Source organism: Streptococcus sp. CL9.43 (genome assembly GCF_049737935.1).
GTDB lineage: Bacteria > Bacillota > Bacilli > Lactobacillales > Streptococcaceae > Streptococcus > Streptococcus infantis_I.
In genome coordinates this window covers 55,439-73,656 of the sequence record NZ_JBKOTS010000001.1, presented here as the reverse complement: position 1 = coordinate 73,656, position 18,218 = coordinate 55,439, and the positions used below count along the sequence as shown (strand labels likewise).

Sequence of the window (18,218 nt, the reverse complement as noted above, 5' to 3'; positions counted from 1 at the left end):
GAGATAGCTATGGGTGATAAACCAATATCTTTCCGAGATGCTGATGGAAATTTTGTTTCTGCAGCAGACGTCTGGAATGAAAAGAAATTAGAAGAACTTTTTAATCGCCTCAATCCCAATCGTTCATTGAGACTTGCGAGAATGAAGAAAAAAGCCGAAGAAAAAAAATAAGAACAAAAGAACCCGTGATATTTGTATCACGGGTTTTCTGGTTTCTAACTATTTTTGATCTGGGATTTCAAGACTAGATTGCGCAAGGTCTACAGTTAATCGATAGTCAGTATTGTCACGTATAGTAATCTCAAAGTCAGTAGTATAAAGAACGAGACGGATTGCATCGTCTTTTCTTAGTTTATAAATAGTTGGCTGTAATTCAAATTGGAATTTCATCCATTCATCTGGTTTAACTTCTTCAATTTTCAATAAATCATGACGATTTTGAAGATTGAGATAACCTTTGGTGATAACACGTTGGGCATTTGGGCTAAATGGTAGCTCGCAAAGGTTTTCCAGCATATGGTAACGACCATTATCAATAGTACGAGCAGCCAAGACTCCAGGATAAGGTTGAAGGTATTTCTTTTGACCAAGTTCGAGAAGTTGAGCAGAGAGAAGACCTTTATTGGTACTTGACTTGAGACGAAGATTTAGTTTAACACGACCATTGATATGAAGATCTTCAGTCACTGGAAGATCAATGGTAATCTGATTCACCTTACCTTGATACAATTCATTATTAAAGGTTTGGTAAGTCTTTCCAAATCGTTCAAAGTCAGAATCTTGGTATTGGTTTTCAATGACAGCTTCCTCAGTACCTAAAGAGAAAGTTTTATGTTCACTTTGATTTCCAAAGTCATTTAGTTTATGCCATGTTTGAGTAGCAGTATTGTCCTGCCAAACGACTTTTGGAAGTTGGTAGTCAGTTTTTTGCCCCAATAATTTCTGTGTCAAAAGGGCATTCATAGACTCACGGAAATCAATAGACTGCCAGTTGTTCATATAAACATGGGCGCCGTTATGGTAAAAGAGATGTTTTTTAATATTGCTTGGAAGAGCATTGAACATTTGATAGACATGAAGTGGTTTTACATTCCAGTCTTGCGAACCGTGGGTAAAGACAACTTCAGCCTTAACCTTTTTAGCATTAAGAAGGTAGTTTCTGTCATGCCAAAATTGGTTATAATCTCCAGTTTTACGGTCTAGATTTTTCTTGAGTTCTTCTATGGAAGCTTTATGAGCCTCGTTTCCGCGAATAAAATCACCAGCTAAGAGATCACGAGAATAAGTTAATTCATCTAATGAATCGAAGTCCTCCCCTGGATAGCCACCAGGGCTTGTTATCAGACCATTTTCTCGGTAATAGTTGTACCATGATGAGATACCTGCTTCAGCAATAATGACTTCTAAACCATCAACTCCTGTAGTAGCAAGACCATTAGACATTGTTCCTAGATAAGAAAGTCCTGTAGTTGCCACTTTACCGTTTGACCAATCAGCTTTTACTTGACGTTTACGACTATGATCCGTAAAAGCACGACAACGACCATTTAGCCAATCAATAACATTCTTATAAGCTTCAACTTGGCGGTAATCTCCGTTGGTCATCTGACCTTGAGAATCCCTGGTACCAAGACCTGATACGTAGATATTGGCAAATCCTCTTGGAAGGAAGTAGTCGTTAAGTGTGTAGCTGCTATTGATATGAGTGAGTTTTTCTTCAGCTTCAGAAACAAGTTCAGCATCCCCAACAGGTTCAACCAAGTTCAGGGTTGGATTTTCTAACGTAATTTCATGTGGTTCCTTGACTTCTAGTTCGGCTTCCATCTTATAGAGAGCCTTATCGCTTGCTTTGTCATTGGTTCCTTGATGGTATGGACTTGCTGTCATGACAGCTGGAATCTTTCCATTGTATGCTGGACGAATAATATTTACCTTGATGAGGTCAGGTAGCCCATCTTTATCAGAATCAACACGAGTCTCTACATAAACTACTTCACGAATGACATTGTTAGTATTGAAGGTTGCCAAACTCTTGCCATTGAAGTAGTGATAGTTATTGTCCTCAGGAATAAGACCATCACTAACTAACTGATCGATAAGGGTGTTCCCTTTTTTAGTGCGTGTATTTAAAAGCTGGTAGAAATTGTCGATTAAATCTCCGTAAACGATCGGAAACGCTGTTTCTTTGTGAAAAGCAAGACCATCTTTAAAGTCTACTAAGTAACTGAATCCAAGCAATTGAAAGGCAACAGTGTAGAAAATTTCTGCAGTCAATTCACGGTCCAAATTGAAGAAAGTGAGTAAATCTGTTTCTTTATCAACTGCTAAAGTAGTGAGGGGATAATCCGTATTTGTGTAATTAAAAAAACAAGTCCTAACAAAAGCTTCAAACTGTTTTTTATGTGAAGCTGAAAGATCAAGCTTGAATCCAAGCTCAGATAATTCTTGTAAAGCTTGTTGGTTTGTAACTGGATAATAACTAAATTGATTAAAACGCATGGATATCTCCTTTTAAAGATTCATTTAAAAGTCATTATATCAAAAAATCATAGAAAATAACAGAAAGAGTAGAGATATGACTTATAGTCAGGTATGATAAGAGAGTTGATACCAAAACAAGGACAATTTTCATTTTTGAGTATCCTATAAGGATATGCTATACTAGATATATGTTAGATTTGGAGAAATATGGCGTGACCATGTGGGAAGAGGAGAAAATTCTCTCTTTCCGTCAAATACTTTTAGCCTGGTATGATGAAAATAAGCGGGACTTACCTTGGAGAAGAAGTAAAAATCCATACCATATCTGGGTATCTGAAATCATGTTGCAGCAGACCAGAGTTGATACAGTTATTCCCTATTATGAACGTTTTTTAGAAAGCTTTCCAACTGTAGAGACTTTAGCAAATGCATCTGAAGAACGCTTATTAAAGGCATGGGAAGGTCTTGGATATTATTCGCGTGTTCGCAATATGCGAACTGCAGCTCAGCAGATTATGAATGAATTTAATGGAGAGTTTCCTTCAACTTACGAAGGTATTTCAAGCTTGAAAGGGATAGGTCCCTATACAGCCGGAGCTATTTCAAGTATTGCCTTTAATCTAGCACAGCCTGCAGTTGATGGGAATGTCATGCGTGTTTTGGCTCGTTTATTTGAAGTCAATCACGACATTGGTAATCCAAGTAATCGCAAGATATTTCAAGCTATAATGGAAAATTTGATTGATCCAGAACGTCCAGGTGATTTCAATCAAGCCTTTATGGATTTGGGTTCAGATATTGAGGCACCCGTTAATCCGAGGCCAGAAGATAGTCCAGTTAAAGATTTTAGTGCTGCCTATCAAAATGGAACAATGGATCGCTATCCCATTAAAGCGCCAAAGAAAAAGCCAGTTCCCGTCTATCTTAATGCTTTAGTTGTTCAAAATGCTAAAGGACAGTTTTTACTAGAAAAGAATGAAAGTGAAAAGTTACTAGCTGGATTTTGGCATTTTCCCTTGATTGAGGTAGATGAATTTTCTAAGAATGAAGAACTAAATCTCTTTAATCAGGTAGCTGAACCATCTATTCAACTTGGGCCATCACCGCAAGAAAGTTTTGAGCAGGATTATGATTTAGAAGTTGAGTGGCAGGATAGTCATTTCGAAGAAGTGAAACATGTCTTTAGCCATCGAAAGTGGCATGTACGAATCTTATCCGGGCAAGTAGTTGATAGCAAAGAATATTGTGATAAAGAGGTAGTTTGGTTAACTCCTGAAGAGTTTGACCTCTATCCACTAGCAAAACCTCAACAAAAAATTTGGCAAGCATATTTAAAAAGATAGGATAATACCAGTCTTTCGTGTCTTCTTTGCATTTTTTTGGTATAATTGATATAAGGAAAAAGGTGACTATATGAAAAAAATATTGATTGTAGATGATGAAAAACCAATCTCAGATATTATTAAGTTTAATATGACCAAGGAAGGTTATGAGGTTGTTACAGCCTTTAATGGACGCGAAGCCATCGAATTGTTTGAAGCTGAGAAACCAGATATTATTATCTTAGATTTGATGCTTCCAGAAATTGATGGTCTTGAAGTTGCTAAAACAATTCGCAAGACAAGTAGTGTTCCAATTATCATGCTTTCAGCAAAAGATAGTGAGTTTGACAAGGTTATTGGTCTTGAACTTGGTGCGGATGATTATGTGACTAAGCCATTTTCAAACCGTGAGCTACAAGCGCGTGTGAAGGCTCTTCTTCGTCGTACGGAGTTAGTTGCAGTTGACAACCAAGAGGAAGATACTAAATTGCAAAGTCTTCAAATTAGGGATTTAGAGATTCTTCCAGATGCTTATGTAGCCAAAAAATATGGAGAAGAATTGGACTTAACTCACAGAGAGTTTGAGTTGTTGCATCACTTAGCTTCTCATCTTGGTCAAGTTATTACCCGTGAACATCTCCTTGAGACTGTTTGGGGTTATGATTATTTTGGTGATGTTCGTACTGTCGATGTTACCATTAGACGTCTACGTGAGAAGATTGAAGACACACCAAGTAGACCTGAATATATCTTAACTCGTCGTGGTGTGGGTTATTATATGAGAAATAATGATTGATATAATTAAACAAACAATTTTAACCAGAGATTTCGTCTTTGTACTCATATTAATTGGTTTTATTATGCTTGTCAGCTTTCTCTTGCTTGAAGGCCGTAGGGATAATATTCGACTCAAACAGTTAAATCAAAAGATTAAAGATTTAATTGCTGGTGATTATTCTCAGGTATTAGATATGCAGGGGAATACTGAAATCACTAACATTACGAATAACTTAAATGATTTGTCTGAAGTTATTCGTCTAACTCAAGAAAACCTTGAGCAGGAAAGTAAAAGATTGCATAGTATCCTATCATACATGACTGATGGGGTTCTTGCAACCAATCGTCGTGGTCAAATCACTATGATTAATGATATGGCTAAAAGACAACTTGGAGTCGAAAGTGATGACGCGCTCAATCAGAATATTTTAGAGTTGCTCAAGATTGAAGATGAGTACGAGCTTAGAGACTTAATTACGCAAAGTCCTGAAATGATGATTTATTCCCAAAATGTCAATGGGGAGTATATTAGTTTGCGTGTGCGTTTTGCCTTGATTCGTAGAGAGTCTGGCTTTATCTCTGGTTTGGTAGCAGTTCTACATGATACGACTGAACAAGAGAAGGAAGAACGCGAGAGAAGACTATTCGTATCAAACGTTAGTCATGAATTGCGAACTCCTTTGACCAGTGTAAAATCTTACCTGGAGGCCTTGGATGAGGGAGCATTATATGACCCTGTTGCTCCTGATTTTATCAAAGTATCTCTAAATGAGACTAACCGCATGATGCGAATGGTAACGGACCTCTTGCATCTTTCGCGTATTGATAATGCAACCAGTCATCTAGATGTTGAGTTGATTAACTTTACAGCTTTCATTACGTTTATCCTAAACCGTTTCGATAAGATACGAGCCCAGGATCAAGAAAAAAAATATGAGTTGGTTCGAGATTATCCGATTACATCGGTCTGGATTGAAATTGATACAGACAAGATGACTCAGGTAATCGATAACATTCTAAATAATGCTATCAAATATTCTCCTGATGGTGGTAAAATTACGGTTAGCATGAAAACCACTGATGACCAGATGATTTTATCTATTTCGGACCAAGGACTTGGGATTCCTAAAGAAGATTTACCGAAGATTTTTGATCGTTTCTATAGGGTTGATAAGGCCAGAAGTCGTGCCCAAGGTGGGACTGGTTTAGGTCTTGCTATAGCAAAAGAAATCATCAAGCAACACAATGGATTTATCTGGGCTAAGAGTGAATACGGTAAGGGTTCTACCTTTACCATTGTTCTTCCTTATGATAAGGATGCTGTAAAAGACGAGATTTGGGAGGATGAAGTAGAAGACTAGAATGAGTGAAACAGGCTTTAAATATAGTATTTTAGCATCGGGTTCTAGTGGAAATTCCTTTTATCTAGAAACCCCCAAGAAAAAGATTTTAGTGGATGCCGGTTTATCTGGTAAAAAAATTACAAGCTTATTGGGTGAAATCAATCGTAAACCAGAAGATTTGGATGCTATTTTGATTACGCATGAGCATGCTGACCATATACATGGTGTTGGAGTTTTAGCTCGTAAGTTTGGCATGGATCTTTACGCCAATGAAAAGACCTGGCAGGCTATGGAAAATAGTAAGTATCTAGGTAAAGTTGACTCTTCTCAAAAGCATATCTTTGAAATGGGAAAAACTAAAACATTTGGAGATATCGACATTGAGAGTTTTGGAGTTAGCCATGATGCAGTTGCTCCCCAATTCTACCGTTTTATGAAGGATGACAAGAGCTTTGTTATGCTGACGGATACAGGTTATGTTAGTGACCGTATGGCTGGCATTGTCGAGAATGCAGATGGTTACTTGATTGAGTCTAATCATGATGTGGAAATCCTGAGAGCTGGATCTTATGCTTGGCGACTCAAACAACGCATCCTGTCTGACCTTGGTCACCTCTCAAATGAAGATGGAGCAGATGCCATGATTCGCACACTAGGTAATCGTACCAAGAAGATTTACCTAGGACATCTATCTAAAGAGAATAATATCAAGGAGCTAGCTCACATGACCATGGTCAATCAGCTAGCTCAAGCAGATCTAGGAGTAGGAGTTGATTTTCAAGTTTACGATACGTCTCCAGACACTGCAACTCCACTAACTGATATATAAAAAAAGAAGGCCTCACCTTCTTTTTTTTATGCTTTTTACAAACCAGCAAAATCTTTGATTTCTTGTGCTGTCATAGAAGAGTCACAACGAACCTTGATTTCTCCATTTTCAACATGAACAAAACCTGGTACAGTTGGGATTTCGTAACGTGATCGAAAGTCTTGCAATGCATCTAGTTGACTTGGTTCTTCACTATTGATGAAATAGATGTGTGCTTTTGTTTCAGCTACCACACCAGCCAAAGTGCCAGCAAATTTACGGCAGTAAGGGCAAGTCTTGCGTCCAATAAAGAAGGTTGCTGTTTCTTTTTTGTCGATGGCTTCTTGTGCACGCGCAACAGTTGTAACTTCAAGATCTTTAATATTATCTAAAAATTGTTCCATGAGTTTTCCTCGCTTTCTTTTAAATCTAGTATGCCATAAAGTCTTTAAAAATGCTCAGATTTGATACGGAAAAAGATGAGACAATCTTATCTCATCTTTTAATATCTTATTTTACAAAGGAATTGATCTCAGCTTCGATATTAGCAATCTTAGATTGTGAATCTTCGTTGCTTTCTCCAACAACGGCAATGTAGAACTTGATTTTTGGTTCAGTACCAGAAGGACGAACTGCAATCCATGAACCGTCAGCAAGTGTGTATTTCAATACATCACTTGGAGGAGTCGTCAAAGCAGTAACACTTCCATCTGCAGCAGTAGATGTTTGTTCTTTGAAATCTTCAATAACTGAGATAGCTGTTCCGTTCCACTCTTTTGGTGCGTTGTTGCGGAATTTAGCCATAATAGCTTTAATTTGTTCAGCACCGTCAACACCTGAAAGAGTTACAGAAATAGTCTTTTCAGCATAGTAGCCGTATTCTTTATAGATTTCTTCGATACCATCAGCAAGAGTCAAACCACGAGAACGGTAGTAGGCAGCAAGCTCAGCAACGACAAGAACGGCTTGGATAGCATCTTTATCACGCACAAATGGTTTAATCAAGTAACCGAAGCTTTCTTCAAATCCCATCATGTAAGTGTGATTGTGTTTTTCTTCGAATTCTTGGATCTTTTCAGCGATAAATTTGAAACCAGTTAAAACATTAAACATGGTTGCGCCGTAGCTTTCAGCAATCTTAGTAACCAAATCAGTTGAAACGATAGACTTGCAGAGTGCTGCGTTTTCTGGAAGAGTTCCAGCATTTTTGTGGGCTTCCAAGATGTACTTAGCCATGATAGCACCGATTTGGTTACCTGAAAGGTTGAGGTAGCTACCATCTTTTTGAAGAACTTCAACACCAACACGGTCAGCATCAGGGTCAGTCGCCACAAGAACATCAGCTCCAACTTGACGACCTAGTTCTTCAGCAAGAGCAAAGGCTGCTTGACTTTCTGGGTTTGGTGATTTAACAGTAGAGAAGTCTGGATCTGGAGTTGCTTGAGCTTCCACGACTTGAACTGAATCAAATCCTGCTTGTGCAAGAGCACGGCGAGCCAACATTTCACCAGTACCGTGAAGAGGAGTGTAGACAATCTTCATGTCTTTACCAAATTCTTCAATCAAGGCTGTGTTGATGTTTACATCTTTAACTTCTTTGAGGTATTCTGCATCGACTGCTTCACCAATAACTTCGATTAAACCTGAAGCTTTTTCGGCTTCCACATCAGCAACTTCAACTGCAAATGGATTTTCAATAGCACGAATATAAGTTGTCAAAGCGTCCGCATCATGTGGAGGCATTTGACCACCATCTTCTCCGTAAACCTTGTAACCATTGAATGGAGCAGGGTTGTGGCTAGCCGTAATCATGATACCTGCAAAGCAGTTGAGGTGACGAACAGCAAATGAAAGTTCTGGAGTTGGACGGAGACTTTCAAAGACATATGATTTAATACCGTGTTTAGCAAGAACTGCTGCTGATTCAAAGGCAAATTCTGGAGAGAAGTGACGGCTATCATAAGCGATGGCAACACCACGTTCTTTTTCGTTTCCACCTTTTGATTCGATCAAACGAGCCAACCCCTCTGTTGCTTGACGAACAACATAGATGTTAATACGGTTTGTACCCGCACCAATTAATCCGCGCATACCTGCAGTACCAAATTCAAGATTTGTGTAGAAGGCATCTTCTTTAGTTTTTTCATCCATGTTTTCCAAATCACGACGAAGGTAATCTGGTAGGTCAGCGAAATCAACCCATTTTTGGTAGTTTTCTTGGTAAGTCATAAGATATCTCCTTTAATATATAATCTAATCGCCTTCATTATACCACGATTTAAAGTTTTAGTAAAACGTTAGCGTGGCTCAGTTCTTTGAATTTAAGTTTCATTTTAATCATAGAATGAGTAGATATTTATTATATTTAAAAATTTACAATATTTTTAAAAGCGATTTCCTGTTTCTGGTTTGAAAATTTTTGACTGTATGGTACAATATAATAAATAAAAAAAGGAGATTTTCTATTATGAAAAAAGTTCTTAAGCATTCTGCTTTAGTTTTGACTGCTTTAGCATTGGTAGCTTGTGGAAATAGTAAGAAAGCAAGTGATAATGGTACTGCATCTAACTCAAACTTTGAAGTTTCTGTTAAAGACGGTATGTATGTCCTTCCTAAAGATGAAGATTCAAATTCACACTATCTTGCTCTTCAAGTTGAGATTAAAAACAATCGTGATAAACAGTTTAGCTTTACTAGCCAAGATATTGCACTTTATAACGAAAAAGACGAAAAAGTTGAACCGATTCAAATTTATGAGTCAGACAGTAAAACAAAATTTATGTCATACGGAGATAGTCTCTCTAAAGGCAAGAGTGTTGCTGGTTATGTAGTTTATGAAGTTAATAAAGATTCTAAATATGAACTTCACTTTGCACCGAGCTTTTACGATGATGTAAAAGAAAATAAAAAAGGTAAAAATGACGTAGCTATCAAGGTTGATCCAAGTCAATACGAAGATACTATTGATGAAGCTAAAGAAGCTATGAAAAATTATGTTGATGCTGTTTACCTAGATGGTGAAAACACTGGTGGTGCATCAAACGTAAGCTTTACTAATGATAAAACTCAAATCGTTGCACTTGAAGATAAAAAGTCAGATGATAAGAAATCAGACGATAAGAAATCTGACGACAAGAAGTCAGATGATAAAAAATCTTCAAGCTCTTCTGACCTTATTACAAACGATGTGAAGGCTGACAGAGAAGAATTTATCAAGAAATTTATTGAGTCATTCGGTAAAGGATTCTACAACTACAAACCATCTGATTCTGAACTTCGTACATTTGCAGAAGCATATATCAAAGCAAATGCAAAACGAGCAAAAGTTGATTACAAAGTAAAAACTTACTTGCCAGACTATGCAGTTATCTATGTAAGACCTGAAACAATCGACTTGGATAACTTGAATGTCCATGAATTGAGCCGTAAATTCTACGACGAAAACAAAGGTAAATACAGCAGCTACTCAGAAGCTATGAAAGCTGGTGAGAAGTACATTTTAGAAAATGCACCAAGTCAATTTGATTCAACTCCTCTTGATACTAGCGATAATATGCAAAAAGAAGGTTACGAAATCAAGATGACTAAGAAAGACGGTAAATGGACAATCGACACATCTTCTAAGAACTATAACTTAAAAGATATGGCACGTACATTCCGTGGTGGTATTGGTTATTAATATCTAAAAGTTCGAGTTTAAAGCTCGAACTTTTTTTATTTGAATTGTTAAAAACAGAAAAAGATAGTAAAATAGTTACATGATTATTTTACAAGCTAATAAAATCGAACGTTCTTTTGCGGGCGATGTTCTATTTGAAAATATTAATCTACAAGTAGATGAAAGAGATCGTATTGCTCTCGTTGGTAAAAATGGAGCAGGTAAGTCGACACTATTAAAGATATTGGTCGGGGAAGAAGAGCCAACTTCTGGTGAGATTAATAAGAAAAAAGATATTTCCCTTTCTTACTTAGCACAGGATAGTCGATTTGAATCCGAAAATACTATCTATGACGAGATGCTTCACGTCTTTGATGACTTACGTACTACTGAAAGACAACTTCGCCAAATGGAGCTAGAGATGGGGGAAAAGACAGGTGCAGAACTCGATAAGCTCATGTCAGACTACGATCGTCTATCTGAAGAATTCCGTCAGGCTGGAGGATTTACCTATGAAGCTGATATTCGCGCCATTTTAAATGGTTTTAAGTTTGATGAGTTTATGTGGCAGATGAAAATTGCTGAGCTTTCTGGAGGTCAAAATACAAGATTAGCCCTAGCCAAAATGCTCCTTGAAAAGCCAAATCTCTTGGTTTTGGATGAGCCGACCAACCACCTGGATATTGAAACCATTGCCTGGTTAGAAAACTATCTGGTTAATTACAGTGGTGCCTTGATAATTGTTAGTCACGACCGTTATTTCCTCGATAAGGTAGCAACCATAACGCTCGACTTAACCAAACATTCTTTAGATAGATATGTAGGAAACTACTCAAGCTTTGTGGAGCAGAAAGAGCAGAAGTTACTGACTGAAGCTAAGAACTACGAAAAGCAACAGAAGGAAATTGCTGCTTTAGAAGACTTTGTTAGCCGAAATCTTGTTCGAGCTTCAACTACCAAACGTGCTCAATCTAGACGTAAACAACTGGAAAAGATGGAGCGTTTAGATAAGCCTGAAGCTGGGAATAAATCAGCCAATATGACCTTTCACTCTGATAAAACATCTGGTAATATTGTGCTGACAGTTGAGAATGCTGCTATTGGATATGATGGAGAAATATTATCAGAGCCTATAAACCTCGACCTTCGTAAGATGAATGCCGTAGCAGTTGTAGGTCCGAATGGGATTGGAAAGACAACCTTTATCAAGTCTATTGTTGATCAGATCCCTTTTATAAAGGGTGAGAAGCGTTTCGGTGCGAATGTTGAAGTTGGCTACTATGACCAAACTCAAAGTAAGTTGACACCAAGTAATACAGTTTTAGATGAACTTTGGAATGATTTTAGATTGACGCCAGAAGTGGAAATCCGAAATCGTTTAGGCGCCTTCCTTTTTTCAGGTGATGATGTAAAGAAATCAGTTGGCATGCTTTCAGGTGGAGAGAAAGCTCGCTTGTTACTGGCTAAACTATCAATGGAAAATAATAACTTCCTGATTCTTGACGAGCCGACCAACCATTTGGATATTGATAGTAAGGAAGTTCTGGAAAATGCACTAATTGACTTTGATGGAACTCTTCTATTTGTCAGCCATGACCGTTATTTTATCAATCGTGTCGCTACACATGTTCTGGAATTGTCCGAAAATGGTTCGACCGTCTATTTGGGTGATTATGACTATTATGTTGAAAAAAAAGCAGAGTTGGCAGCTAGTCAAGAGGAAGAAGCGTCAACTTATAGCCAAGAAAAAGTGGCTTCTCCAGTTAATGACTACCAAGCTCAAAAGGAAAGTCAAAAAGAACTTCGTAAGTTGATGAGACAAATCGAAAACCTAGAGGCAGAAATCGAAGAATTAGAAAATCAAGCCCAAGCTATTTCAGAACAAATGCATACAACCAATGATGCAGATGAACTCATGCAATTACAAGCAGAACTGGATAAAATTAGCCATCGTCAAGAAGAAGCAATGCTAGAGTGGGAAGAATTATCGGAGCAGGTATAGATATAAATAAAAAAAGCAGTGATAATACACTGCTTTTTCAATTATTAATAATATTTTATCTATAATCCACCCTGAGGGAATCGAACCCCCATTTCAAGAACCGGAATCTTACGTGATATCCATTACACTAAGGGTGGAAACTTCCCTCATTATATCAAAAAATATGGTGTAACTCAAGAGTCATCTAAAAGATGAAATATAACAATAAAAAAGGATTTAGACAATACCTAAATCCTTTTAAATGTTTATTTTTTTTCAAGAAGTGCTTTGATTTCTTGAAGAACTTCCAATTCAGTTGGAGCTGCTGGAGCTTCTTCAACAACTTCTTCTTTCTTACGAAGGTTTTGAGCTTTTTCAATAGCTTTAATCATGAAGAAGAGAACAGTACCAATTACAACGAAGTTGATAACAGCGCTCAAGAATTTACCATATGTAACACCATTCCAAGCAAGCTCAGCAATGTTTTGTACATTTGCAGCTTCCAAGGCTGGGTTCAATAGAAGTGGAGTGATGATATCATTAACAAATGAATTGATGATAGCACCAAAAGCAGTGGCGATGATCACACCGACAGCAAGGTCAACGACGTTGCCACGGAGCAAGAAATCTTTAAGGTCCTTTAACATAATCTTTTTCCTTTCGAAATTTTTCAGTCTAGATTATATCGTAAATTTATATTAAATGCAAGAAAAGTGCTTATTTTTTTTTAAATACGAAAAGCTTACTAAAAACGTAGTTGAGAACCACCATCGTAACTTGTGCAATGAAGATTTCAACTGTATTAATTGTATTAATATCATTTCCAACAAAGTAACCAATAATTTGTGGGAAGCATGTTACAAAAATAAAAGTTAGTAGAAGATCTAATAAAAAGGTGATAAGTCTTGCAGAGGTAAATTTAATTAATCGATTAAACCAGTTTTTTCTTTCTTGCTTAAATACAAATGTGTCATTGGTGAAAAAAGCAAACAAAATTCCTGTTATATTTCCTAAAGCAGTTGCTAGCAACTCTTGTCTCGTTAGAAAAAATATAATCATGCGGGTTCCTACGGAAACAATCGTAGTAGCAACTCCAAAAAATAAATAGGATAGAATTTCGTTATCGAAGAATTTTTTTATGTATCTTTTCATAAGATTAGTATAGCATAAAGCCTATATTTGTGCTATACTTATAAAGTTGACTTGATCAACCCTTGGTGCTTAGCTTCTTTCACCAAGCATATTATACGCGGGATAGCCGCTAAAGGAGAAAATATGAAAAAACTAACTGTTCGTGATTTGGCAGATATTGCCATTGTCGCAGCTATTTATGTGGTTTTGACAATCACACCACCACTTAATGCTATCAGCTACGGTGCTTATCAGTTCCGTATTTCTGAAATGATGAATTTTCTAGCATTTTACAATCCTAAGTACATTATCGGTGTTACTCTTGGATGTATGATTGCTAACTTCTTCAGTTTTGGACTCATTGATGTCGCTGTCGGTGGAGGTTCAACACTTGTCTTCTTAAGTTTAGGAGTCTTGTTGTTTAGCAAATACAGTAAAGACTATCTTTTTAATGGATTGATTCGTAAAGATCATTTCTTCTTTTCAATTCTATTTTCAATTTCAATGGTAACAATCGCTGCTGAATTGCACATCGTAGCAGAAGCACCATTCTTCTTTACATGGTTCACTACTGGTATCGGAGAATTCGCTTCACTCATTGTAGGAGCTATTATCATTGGTAAAATTGGGCAACGTATCGATTTGACGAGATAAGTATCCAATATTTAAATCTGATGAATGGACTGAACTTTGTTTAGTCTTTTTTTATGAATTAATATCCTATAAAAGTGGTATAATGAAGAAAAATGAAGAGAGTCGGTTTTTATGTTTGATTATTTTTGGATTGGATTTAAATCATTGTCGAAAAGTCCTGTTATTACATCGGCAATTTACTTTCTAGCCTTCATTCTTTTACTGATACTTTGGCGTCGGTATAGTATAGCCAAAAGGAGTGGCGGAAATTTTTTATCACCATTTCAAATTGCACAGGGGAATTTTTATATCCATAATGCTTTTGTCTTTAGAAATCGCATTATACCTCTAAATGATATTAAAATGATTGAGGTCAATTTTATTCCAAGTGTTAAATTGAATGGAGCCAGATATCTTTTGTGTATCCAACAAAAGAGTGGAAAAGCTCTGGCCTTTTTCTTTGGCCAATCAAAAGAGTCTGAACAATTAGTGAAGAATTTAAAAAATGAAACAAAAAAATACAATATTAAGATCCGAATTTTAGAAACATAGGTTTTAATTTTTTTAAAATTTCAGAAAGCCTTTCCATAAAGTCGATTTTATGTTATAATATTCACAAATAAAAAGTTTTAGGAGTTTATATGGTTTCATCAGAATTTATCTCAAAAATTGAATTTGCTTGTAAAAAGAAAGAAAGTCTTTATTCAAATAGCAAATTCAAGTATGCTATCCGTTCAATGTTTGCAGGTGCATTCCTTACCTTCAGTACAGCAGCTGGAGCTGTTGGTGCTGACTTGATCAATAAGATTGCTCCTGGTAGCGGACGCTTCCTTTTCCCATTTGTTTTCGCTTGGGGATTGGCCTACATTGTCTTCTTGAATACTGAGTTGGTTACATCAAATATGATGTTCCTTACAGCTGGTAGCTTTTTGAAAAAAATTAGCTGGAGAAAAACAGCTGAAATTCTTTTGTATTGTACTTTCTTTAACTTAATTGGTGCGCTTATCGCTGGTTGGGGATTCGCACACTCAGCAGCTTACGCAAACTTAACACATGATAGCTTTATTTCCGGCGTTGTAGAAATGAAGTTAGCACGTTCGAATGAATTGGTATTACTTGAAGGTATTTTAGCGAATATCTTTGTAAATATCGCAATTCTATCATTTGTTTTGGTGAAAGATGGTGGAGCTAAACTTTGGTTGGTTCTTTCAGCTATTTACATGTTTGTATTCTTAACAAACGAACACATCGCCGCTAACTTTGCTTCATTTGCGATTGTGAAATTCAGTGTCGCTGCTGATTCAATTGCAAACTTCGGTATTGGAAATATCCTTCGTCACTGGGGTGTGACCTTTATCGGTAACTTTATTGGTGGTGGTCTACTAATTGGATTACCTTACGCTTTCTTAAACAAAAACGAAGATACATATGTAGATTAAAAGTTGGATTGATTCCAACTTTTTCTTTTTGTTTTTCCATGCTATAATGAAAGTAGTAATGTTAAATTTAGAGGAAAATCATGAACGAAATTAAATGTCCAAATTGTGGCGAAGTTTTTACAGTAAATGAAAGTCAATACGCAGAACTGATTTCTCAAGTTCGTACTGTAGAGTTTGACAAGGAATTGCACGAGCGAATCAAGCAAGAGTTGACATTGGTGGAGCAAAAGGCCTTGAATGAACAACAGGCAAAACTTGCTCAAAAGGATCAAGAAATTGCCCAGCTACAAAGTCAAATTCAAAACTTCGATACTGAAAAAGAATTGGCCAAAAAAGAGGTAGAGCAAAGCGCTAGCCAAAGTCTGTTAGAAAAAGAAAAAGAGGTCCAAGCTCTTGAGAATCAATTGGCCACCTTGCGCTTGGAGCATGAGAATCAACTACAAAAAACTCTTTCTGACCTGGAAAAAGAACGCGATCAGGTCATAAATCAGCTCCTTTTGCAAGAAAAAGAAAACGAGCTTTCTCTTGCTTCTGTTAAACAAAACTATGAAGCCCAGCTTAAGGCAGCTAGTGAGCAAGTTGAGTTTTACAAGAATTTCAAGGCACAACAATCTACAAAAGCTATTGGTGAAAGTCTAGAACAGTATGCAGAGAGCGAGTTTAACAAGGTTCGTAGTTTTGCCTTTCCAAATGCTTATTTTGAAAAGGACAACAAGATTTCTGCGCGTGGTTCTAAAGGAGACTTCATCTTCCGTGATTTTGATGAAAATGGGCTGGAATTCATTTCCATCATGTTTGAGATGAAAAATGAAGCGGATGGAACTGAGAAGAAGCACAAGAATGCTGATTTCTACAAAGAGTTGGATAAGGACCGCCGTGAGAAGAACTGTGAGTATGCTGTATTAGTATCGATGTTAGAAGCCGATAATAACTACTTTAACACAGGGATTGTGGATGTCAGTCATGAGTATGAGAAAATGTACGTCGTGCGTCCTCAGTTCTTTATCCAACTGATTGGGCTCTTGCGTAATGCGGCTCTTAATTCCCTAAAATACAAGCAGGAACTAGCACTTATACGTGAGCAAAACATTGATATTACTCACTTTGAAGAAGACTTAGAAGCCTTCAAGGTAGCCTTTGCTAAGAACTACAATTCGGCTTCCGTCAACTTCGGTAAGGCCATCGATGAAATCGACAAGGCTATTAAGCGGATGGAAGAAGTCAAGAAATTCTTGACAACATCAGAAAATCAACTCCGTCTCGCTAACAATAAGCTTGATGATGTTTCCGTTAAAAAATTGACAAGAAAAAATCCGACTATGAAAGCTAAGTTTGATGCCTTGAGGGAAGACTAGGAGGAAACTATGCAGATACGAAAAGCAACCATGAAAGATGCTGAAGCTCTACTGTCTTTATACAAAGACTTGGGCTATCCAACGACCGCTTCTAAGCTGTCTCGACGTTTAGAACTGATTCTTTCTCAGCCACATTATGGCTGTCTTATAGCTGAAAGAAACGGAGATATTTTAGGTTTCTTAGGTTATGCAAAGCTCTTCTTTTTTGAAGCAGATGGATATTACTATCGTATTTTGGCTTTGTCAGTTGCAAAAGAAACAAGACGACAAGGAATTGCTAGCAGGCTAATCGATGAATTGAAAAAACAAGCGGTAAAAGAAGGAGCTGAGGCACTGGCTCTAAATAGTGGATTAACCGCTGAACGAAATGCTGCACATCAGTTTTATCAGGCGGTTGGATTTGAAAAAGTGACTGCCGGCTTTGCCTTGCATTTATAAATTCAACATAAATAAATCATGAAAAAATAGTAGAGGGAACGAAGTAATGTCTTCAACAAAAGGGAAAACCTTACATTTTAACGAAAAGAGCATGGAATATGTGACATTTGGAAAAGGAAAGGATCCTCTAGTAATTATACCAGGCTTGGGGGATGGGCTTCAGACCGTGAAAGGTATTGCTATACCTCTTTCAATCATATACCGTATACTTGCGGAACGTTACAAAATTTATGTTTTTTCTCGAATCAATGAGTTGAGGCAGGGGTATACGACACGGGATATGGCAGCAGATGTAGCAGAAGCAATGGAGATATTAAATATTACCAGTGCCTATGTTATGGGGATTTCGCAAGGTGGAATGATTGCCCAATGGTTGGTGGCGGATTTCCCTGAAAAGGTTCAAAAGCTAGTTTTAGCTGTCACAACTGCTAAACTAAGTAATCTAGGTAGGGAGAGAATTAGTTGCTGGCTGAACCTGATTCAAACAGGTACTTATAAAGATCTGATGATTGATATTGCTCGTCACTCTTACACGACTAAATCCTTTGGAAGATTTAAATACCTTTATCGAATAATGGGAATCTTTGGTCGCATTAAAGATAAACAACGTATTGATATTCAGGCTGTATCTTGTTTGAAACATGATAGTCTAGATTTTTTGGAAAAAATTAACTGCCCTACGTTAATCGTTGGAGCAGAAAAAGATGATGTTCTTGGCGTAGAAGCTTCGCTTAGAATGCATCAGCATATCAAAAGTAACCAGCTCACTATTTTGCCAGAGTGTGGGCATGCACTATATGAACAGAATAAGGATTTCCAAAAGAGAGTTTTAGTATTTTTAGAAAGTTAATG

18 protein-coding genes, 1 tRNA gene and 1 riboswitch are annotated in these 18,218 nt (G+C 37.1%); of the genes, 13 read left to right on the top strand and 6 right to left on the bottom strand.

The window, feature by feature from the left end:
• Positions 1-9 precede the first annotated feature (9 nt).
• The gene (locus ACLNCS_RS00395; RefSeq protein ID WP_235084090.1) at positions 10-171 is read left to right on the top strand and encodes a hypothetical protein; all 162 of its coding nucleotides are present in this window, start codon (positions 10-12) and stop codon (positions 169-171) included.
• A 48-nt stretch (positions 172-219) separates the two neighbouring features.
• Here the strand turns inward: ACLNCS_RS00395 and ACLNCS_RS00390 are convergent, their stop codons facing one another.
• The gene (locus ACLNCS_RS00390; protein WP_424846642.1) at positions 220-2,499 is read right to left on the bottom strand and encodes a Xaa-Pro dipeptidyl-peptidase; all 2,280 of its coding nucleotides are present in this window, start codon (positions 2,497-2,499) and stop codon (positions 220-222) included.
• A gap of 170 nt (positions 2,500-2,669) precedes the next feature.
• On the opposite strand from ACLNCS_RS00390, the gene mutY reads away from it, so the two are divergent.
• The 4 genes from mutY (at position 2,670) to ACLNCS_RS00370 (ending at position 6,752) form a co-directional block, all read left to right on the top strand.
• Positions 2,670-3,824 carry an A/G-specific adenine glycosylase gene (gene mutY, locus ACLNCS_RS00385; protein ID WP_424846640.1) on the top strand — a complete coding sequence of 385 codons (1,155 nt, stop codon included), beginning with the start codon at positions 2,670-2,672 and terminating at the stop codon, positions 3,822-3,824.
• Positions 3,825-3,894: 70 nt separating this feature from the next.
• Positions 3,895-4,599: a response regulator YycF gene (yycF, locus tag ACLNCS_RS00380; protein WP_004252689.1), complete on the top strand. Its 705-nt coding sequence runs from the start codon at positions 3,895-3,897 to the stop codon at positions 4,597-4,599.
• Positions 4,592-5,941 carry a cell wall metabolism sensor histidine kinase VicK gene (gene vicK, locus ACLNCS_RS00375; protein ID WP_424846638.1) on the top strand — a complete coding sequence of 450 codons (1,350 nt, stop codon included), beginning with the start codon at positions 4,592-4,594 and terminating at the stop codon, positions 5,939-5,941. The genes yycF and vicK overlap by 8 nt, the downstream gene beginning before the upstream one ends.
• Position 5,942: 1 nt before the next feature.
• Positions 5,943-6,752, top strand: a complete 810-nt coding sequence (locus tag ACLNCS_RS00370) for an MBL fold metallo-hydrolase (RefSeq protein ID WP_424846636.1) — start codon at positions 5,943-5,945, stop codon at positions 6,750-6,752.
• Positions 6,753-6,787: 35 nt separating this feature from the next.
• Here the strand turns inward: ACLNCS_RS00370 and ACLNCS_RS00365 are convergent, their stop codons facing one another.
• Together ACLNCS_RS00365 and ACLNCS_RS00360 are read right to left on the bottom strand one after the other, a co-directional pair.
• Entirely contained in the window at positions 6,788-7,135 is a 348-nt protein-coding gene (locus ACLNCS_RS00365; protein ID WP_225750394.1) for a thioredoxin, read from the bottom strand.
• A 106-nt stretch (positions 7,136-7,241) separates the two neighbouring features.
• Positions 7,242-8,960: a phospho-sugar mutase gene (locus tag ACLNCS_RS00360; protein WP_424846633.1), complete on the bottom strand. Its 1,719-nt coding sequence runs from the start codon at positions 8,958-8,960 to the stop codon at positions 7,242-7,244.
• A 238-nt stretch (positions 8,961-9,198) separates the two neighbouring features.
• Here ACLNCS_RS00360 and ACLNCS_RS00355 point away from each other — a divergent pair, with 238 nt between their 5' ends.
• Both ACLNCS_RS00355 and ACLNCS_RS00350 read left to right on the top strand, forming a co-directional pair.
• Complete coding sequence (locus ACLNCS_RS00355) at positions 9,199-10,410, top strand: DUF5105 domain-containing protein (protein WP_070678177.1); 1,212 nt, start codon at positions 9,199-9,201, stop codon at positions 10,408-10,410.
• Between the two features lie 79 nt (positions 10,411-10,489).
• The gene (locus ACLNCS_RS00350; RefSeq protein ID WP_424846631.1) at positions 10,490-12,391 is read left to right on the top strand and encodes an ATP-binding cassette domain-containing protein; all 1,902 of its coding nucleotides are present in this window, start codon (positions 10,490-10,492) and stop codon (positions 12,389-12,391) included.
• 65 nt (positions 12,392-12,456) lie between these two features.
• Here the strand turns inward: ACLNCS_RS00350 and ACLNCS_RS00345 are convergent.
• The 3 genes from ACLNCS_RS00345 to ACLNCS_RS00335 all read right to left on the bottom strand — a co-directional run bounded on the left by ACLNCS_RS00345 (position 12,457) and on the right by ACLNCS_RS00335 (position 13,522).
• Positions 12,457-12,528 (bottom strand) — tRNA-Arg (locus tag ACLNCS_RS00345).
• A 108-nt stretch (positions 12,529-12,636) separates the two neighbouring features.
• Positions 12,637-13,017, bottom strand: a complete 381-nt coding sequence (gene mscL, locus ACLNCS_RS00340) for a large conductance mechanosensitive channel protein MscL (protein ID WP_036752858.1) — start codon at positions 13,015-13,017, stop codon at positions 12,637-12,639.
• A gap of 70 nt (positions 13,018-13,087) precedes the next feature.
• On the bottom strand, positions 13,088-13,522 hold the full coding sequence (locus ACLNCS_RS00335) for a GtrA family protein (RefSeq protein WP_424846628.1): 435 nt from the start codon (positions 13,520-13,522) through the stop codon (positions 13,088-13,090).
• Between the two features lie 28 nt (positions 13,523-13,550).
• A riboswitch (PreQ1 riboswitch) is annotated at positions 13,551-13,648 on the top strand.
• Here ACLNCS_RS00335 and ACLNCS_RS00330 point away from each other — a divergent pair.
• From ACLNCS_RS00330 to ACLNCS_RS00305, 6 genes are all read left to right on the top strand, one after another.
• Entirely contained in the window at positions 13,646-14,155 is a 510-nt protein-coding gene (locus ACLNCS_RS00330; protein WP_016465913.1) for a QueT transporter family protein, read from the top strand. Its footprint overlaps the riboswitch before it by 3 nt.
• 111 nt (positions 14,156-14,266) lie before the next feature.
• Positions 14,267-14,686 (top strand): hypothetical protein, encoded by a 420-nt coding sequence (locus tag ACLNCS_RS00325; protein WP_424846626.1) that lies wholly within the window; start codon positions 14,267-14,269, stop codon positions 14,684-14,686.
• Between the two features lie 89 nt (positions 14,687-14,775).
• Positions 14,776-15,573 (top strand): formate/nitrite transporter family protein, encoded by a 798-nt coding sequence (locus ACLNCS_RS00320; protein WP_424846624.1) that lies wholly within the window; start codon positions 14,776-14,778, stop codon positions 15,571-15,573.
• Between the two features lie 80 nt (positions 15,574-15,653).
• Positions 15,654-16,928: a DUF2130 domain-containing protein gene (locus ACLNCS_RS00315; protein WP_424846622.1), complete on the top strand. Its 1,275-nt coding sequence runs from the start codon at positions 15,654-15,656 to the stop codon at positions 16,926-16,928.
• A gap of 9 nt (positions 16,929-16,937) precedes the next feature.
• Positions 16,938-17,366, top strand: coding sequence for an N-acetyltransferase family protein (locus ACLNCS_RS00310; RefSeq protein ID WP_424846620.1), 429 nt, complete (start codon positions 16,938-16,940; stop codon positions 17,364-17,366).
• Positions 17,367-17,412: 46 nt separating this feature from the next.
• A complete protein-coding gene (locus ACLNCS_RS00305) occupies positions 17,413-18,216 on the top strand; it encodes an alpha/beta fold hydrolase (protein ID WP_414264580.1) in 804 nt (267 codons plus the stop codon).
• Positions 18,217-18,218: the final 2 nt, after the last annotated feature.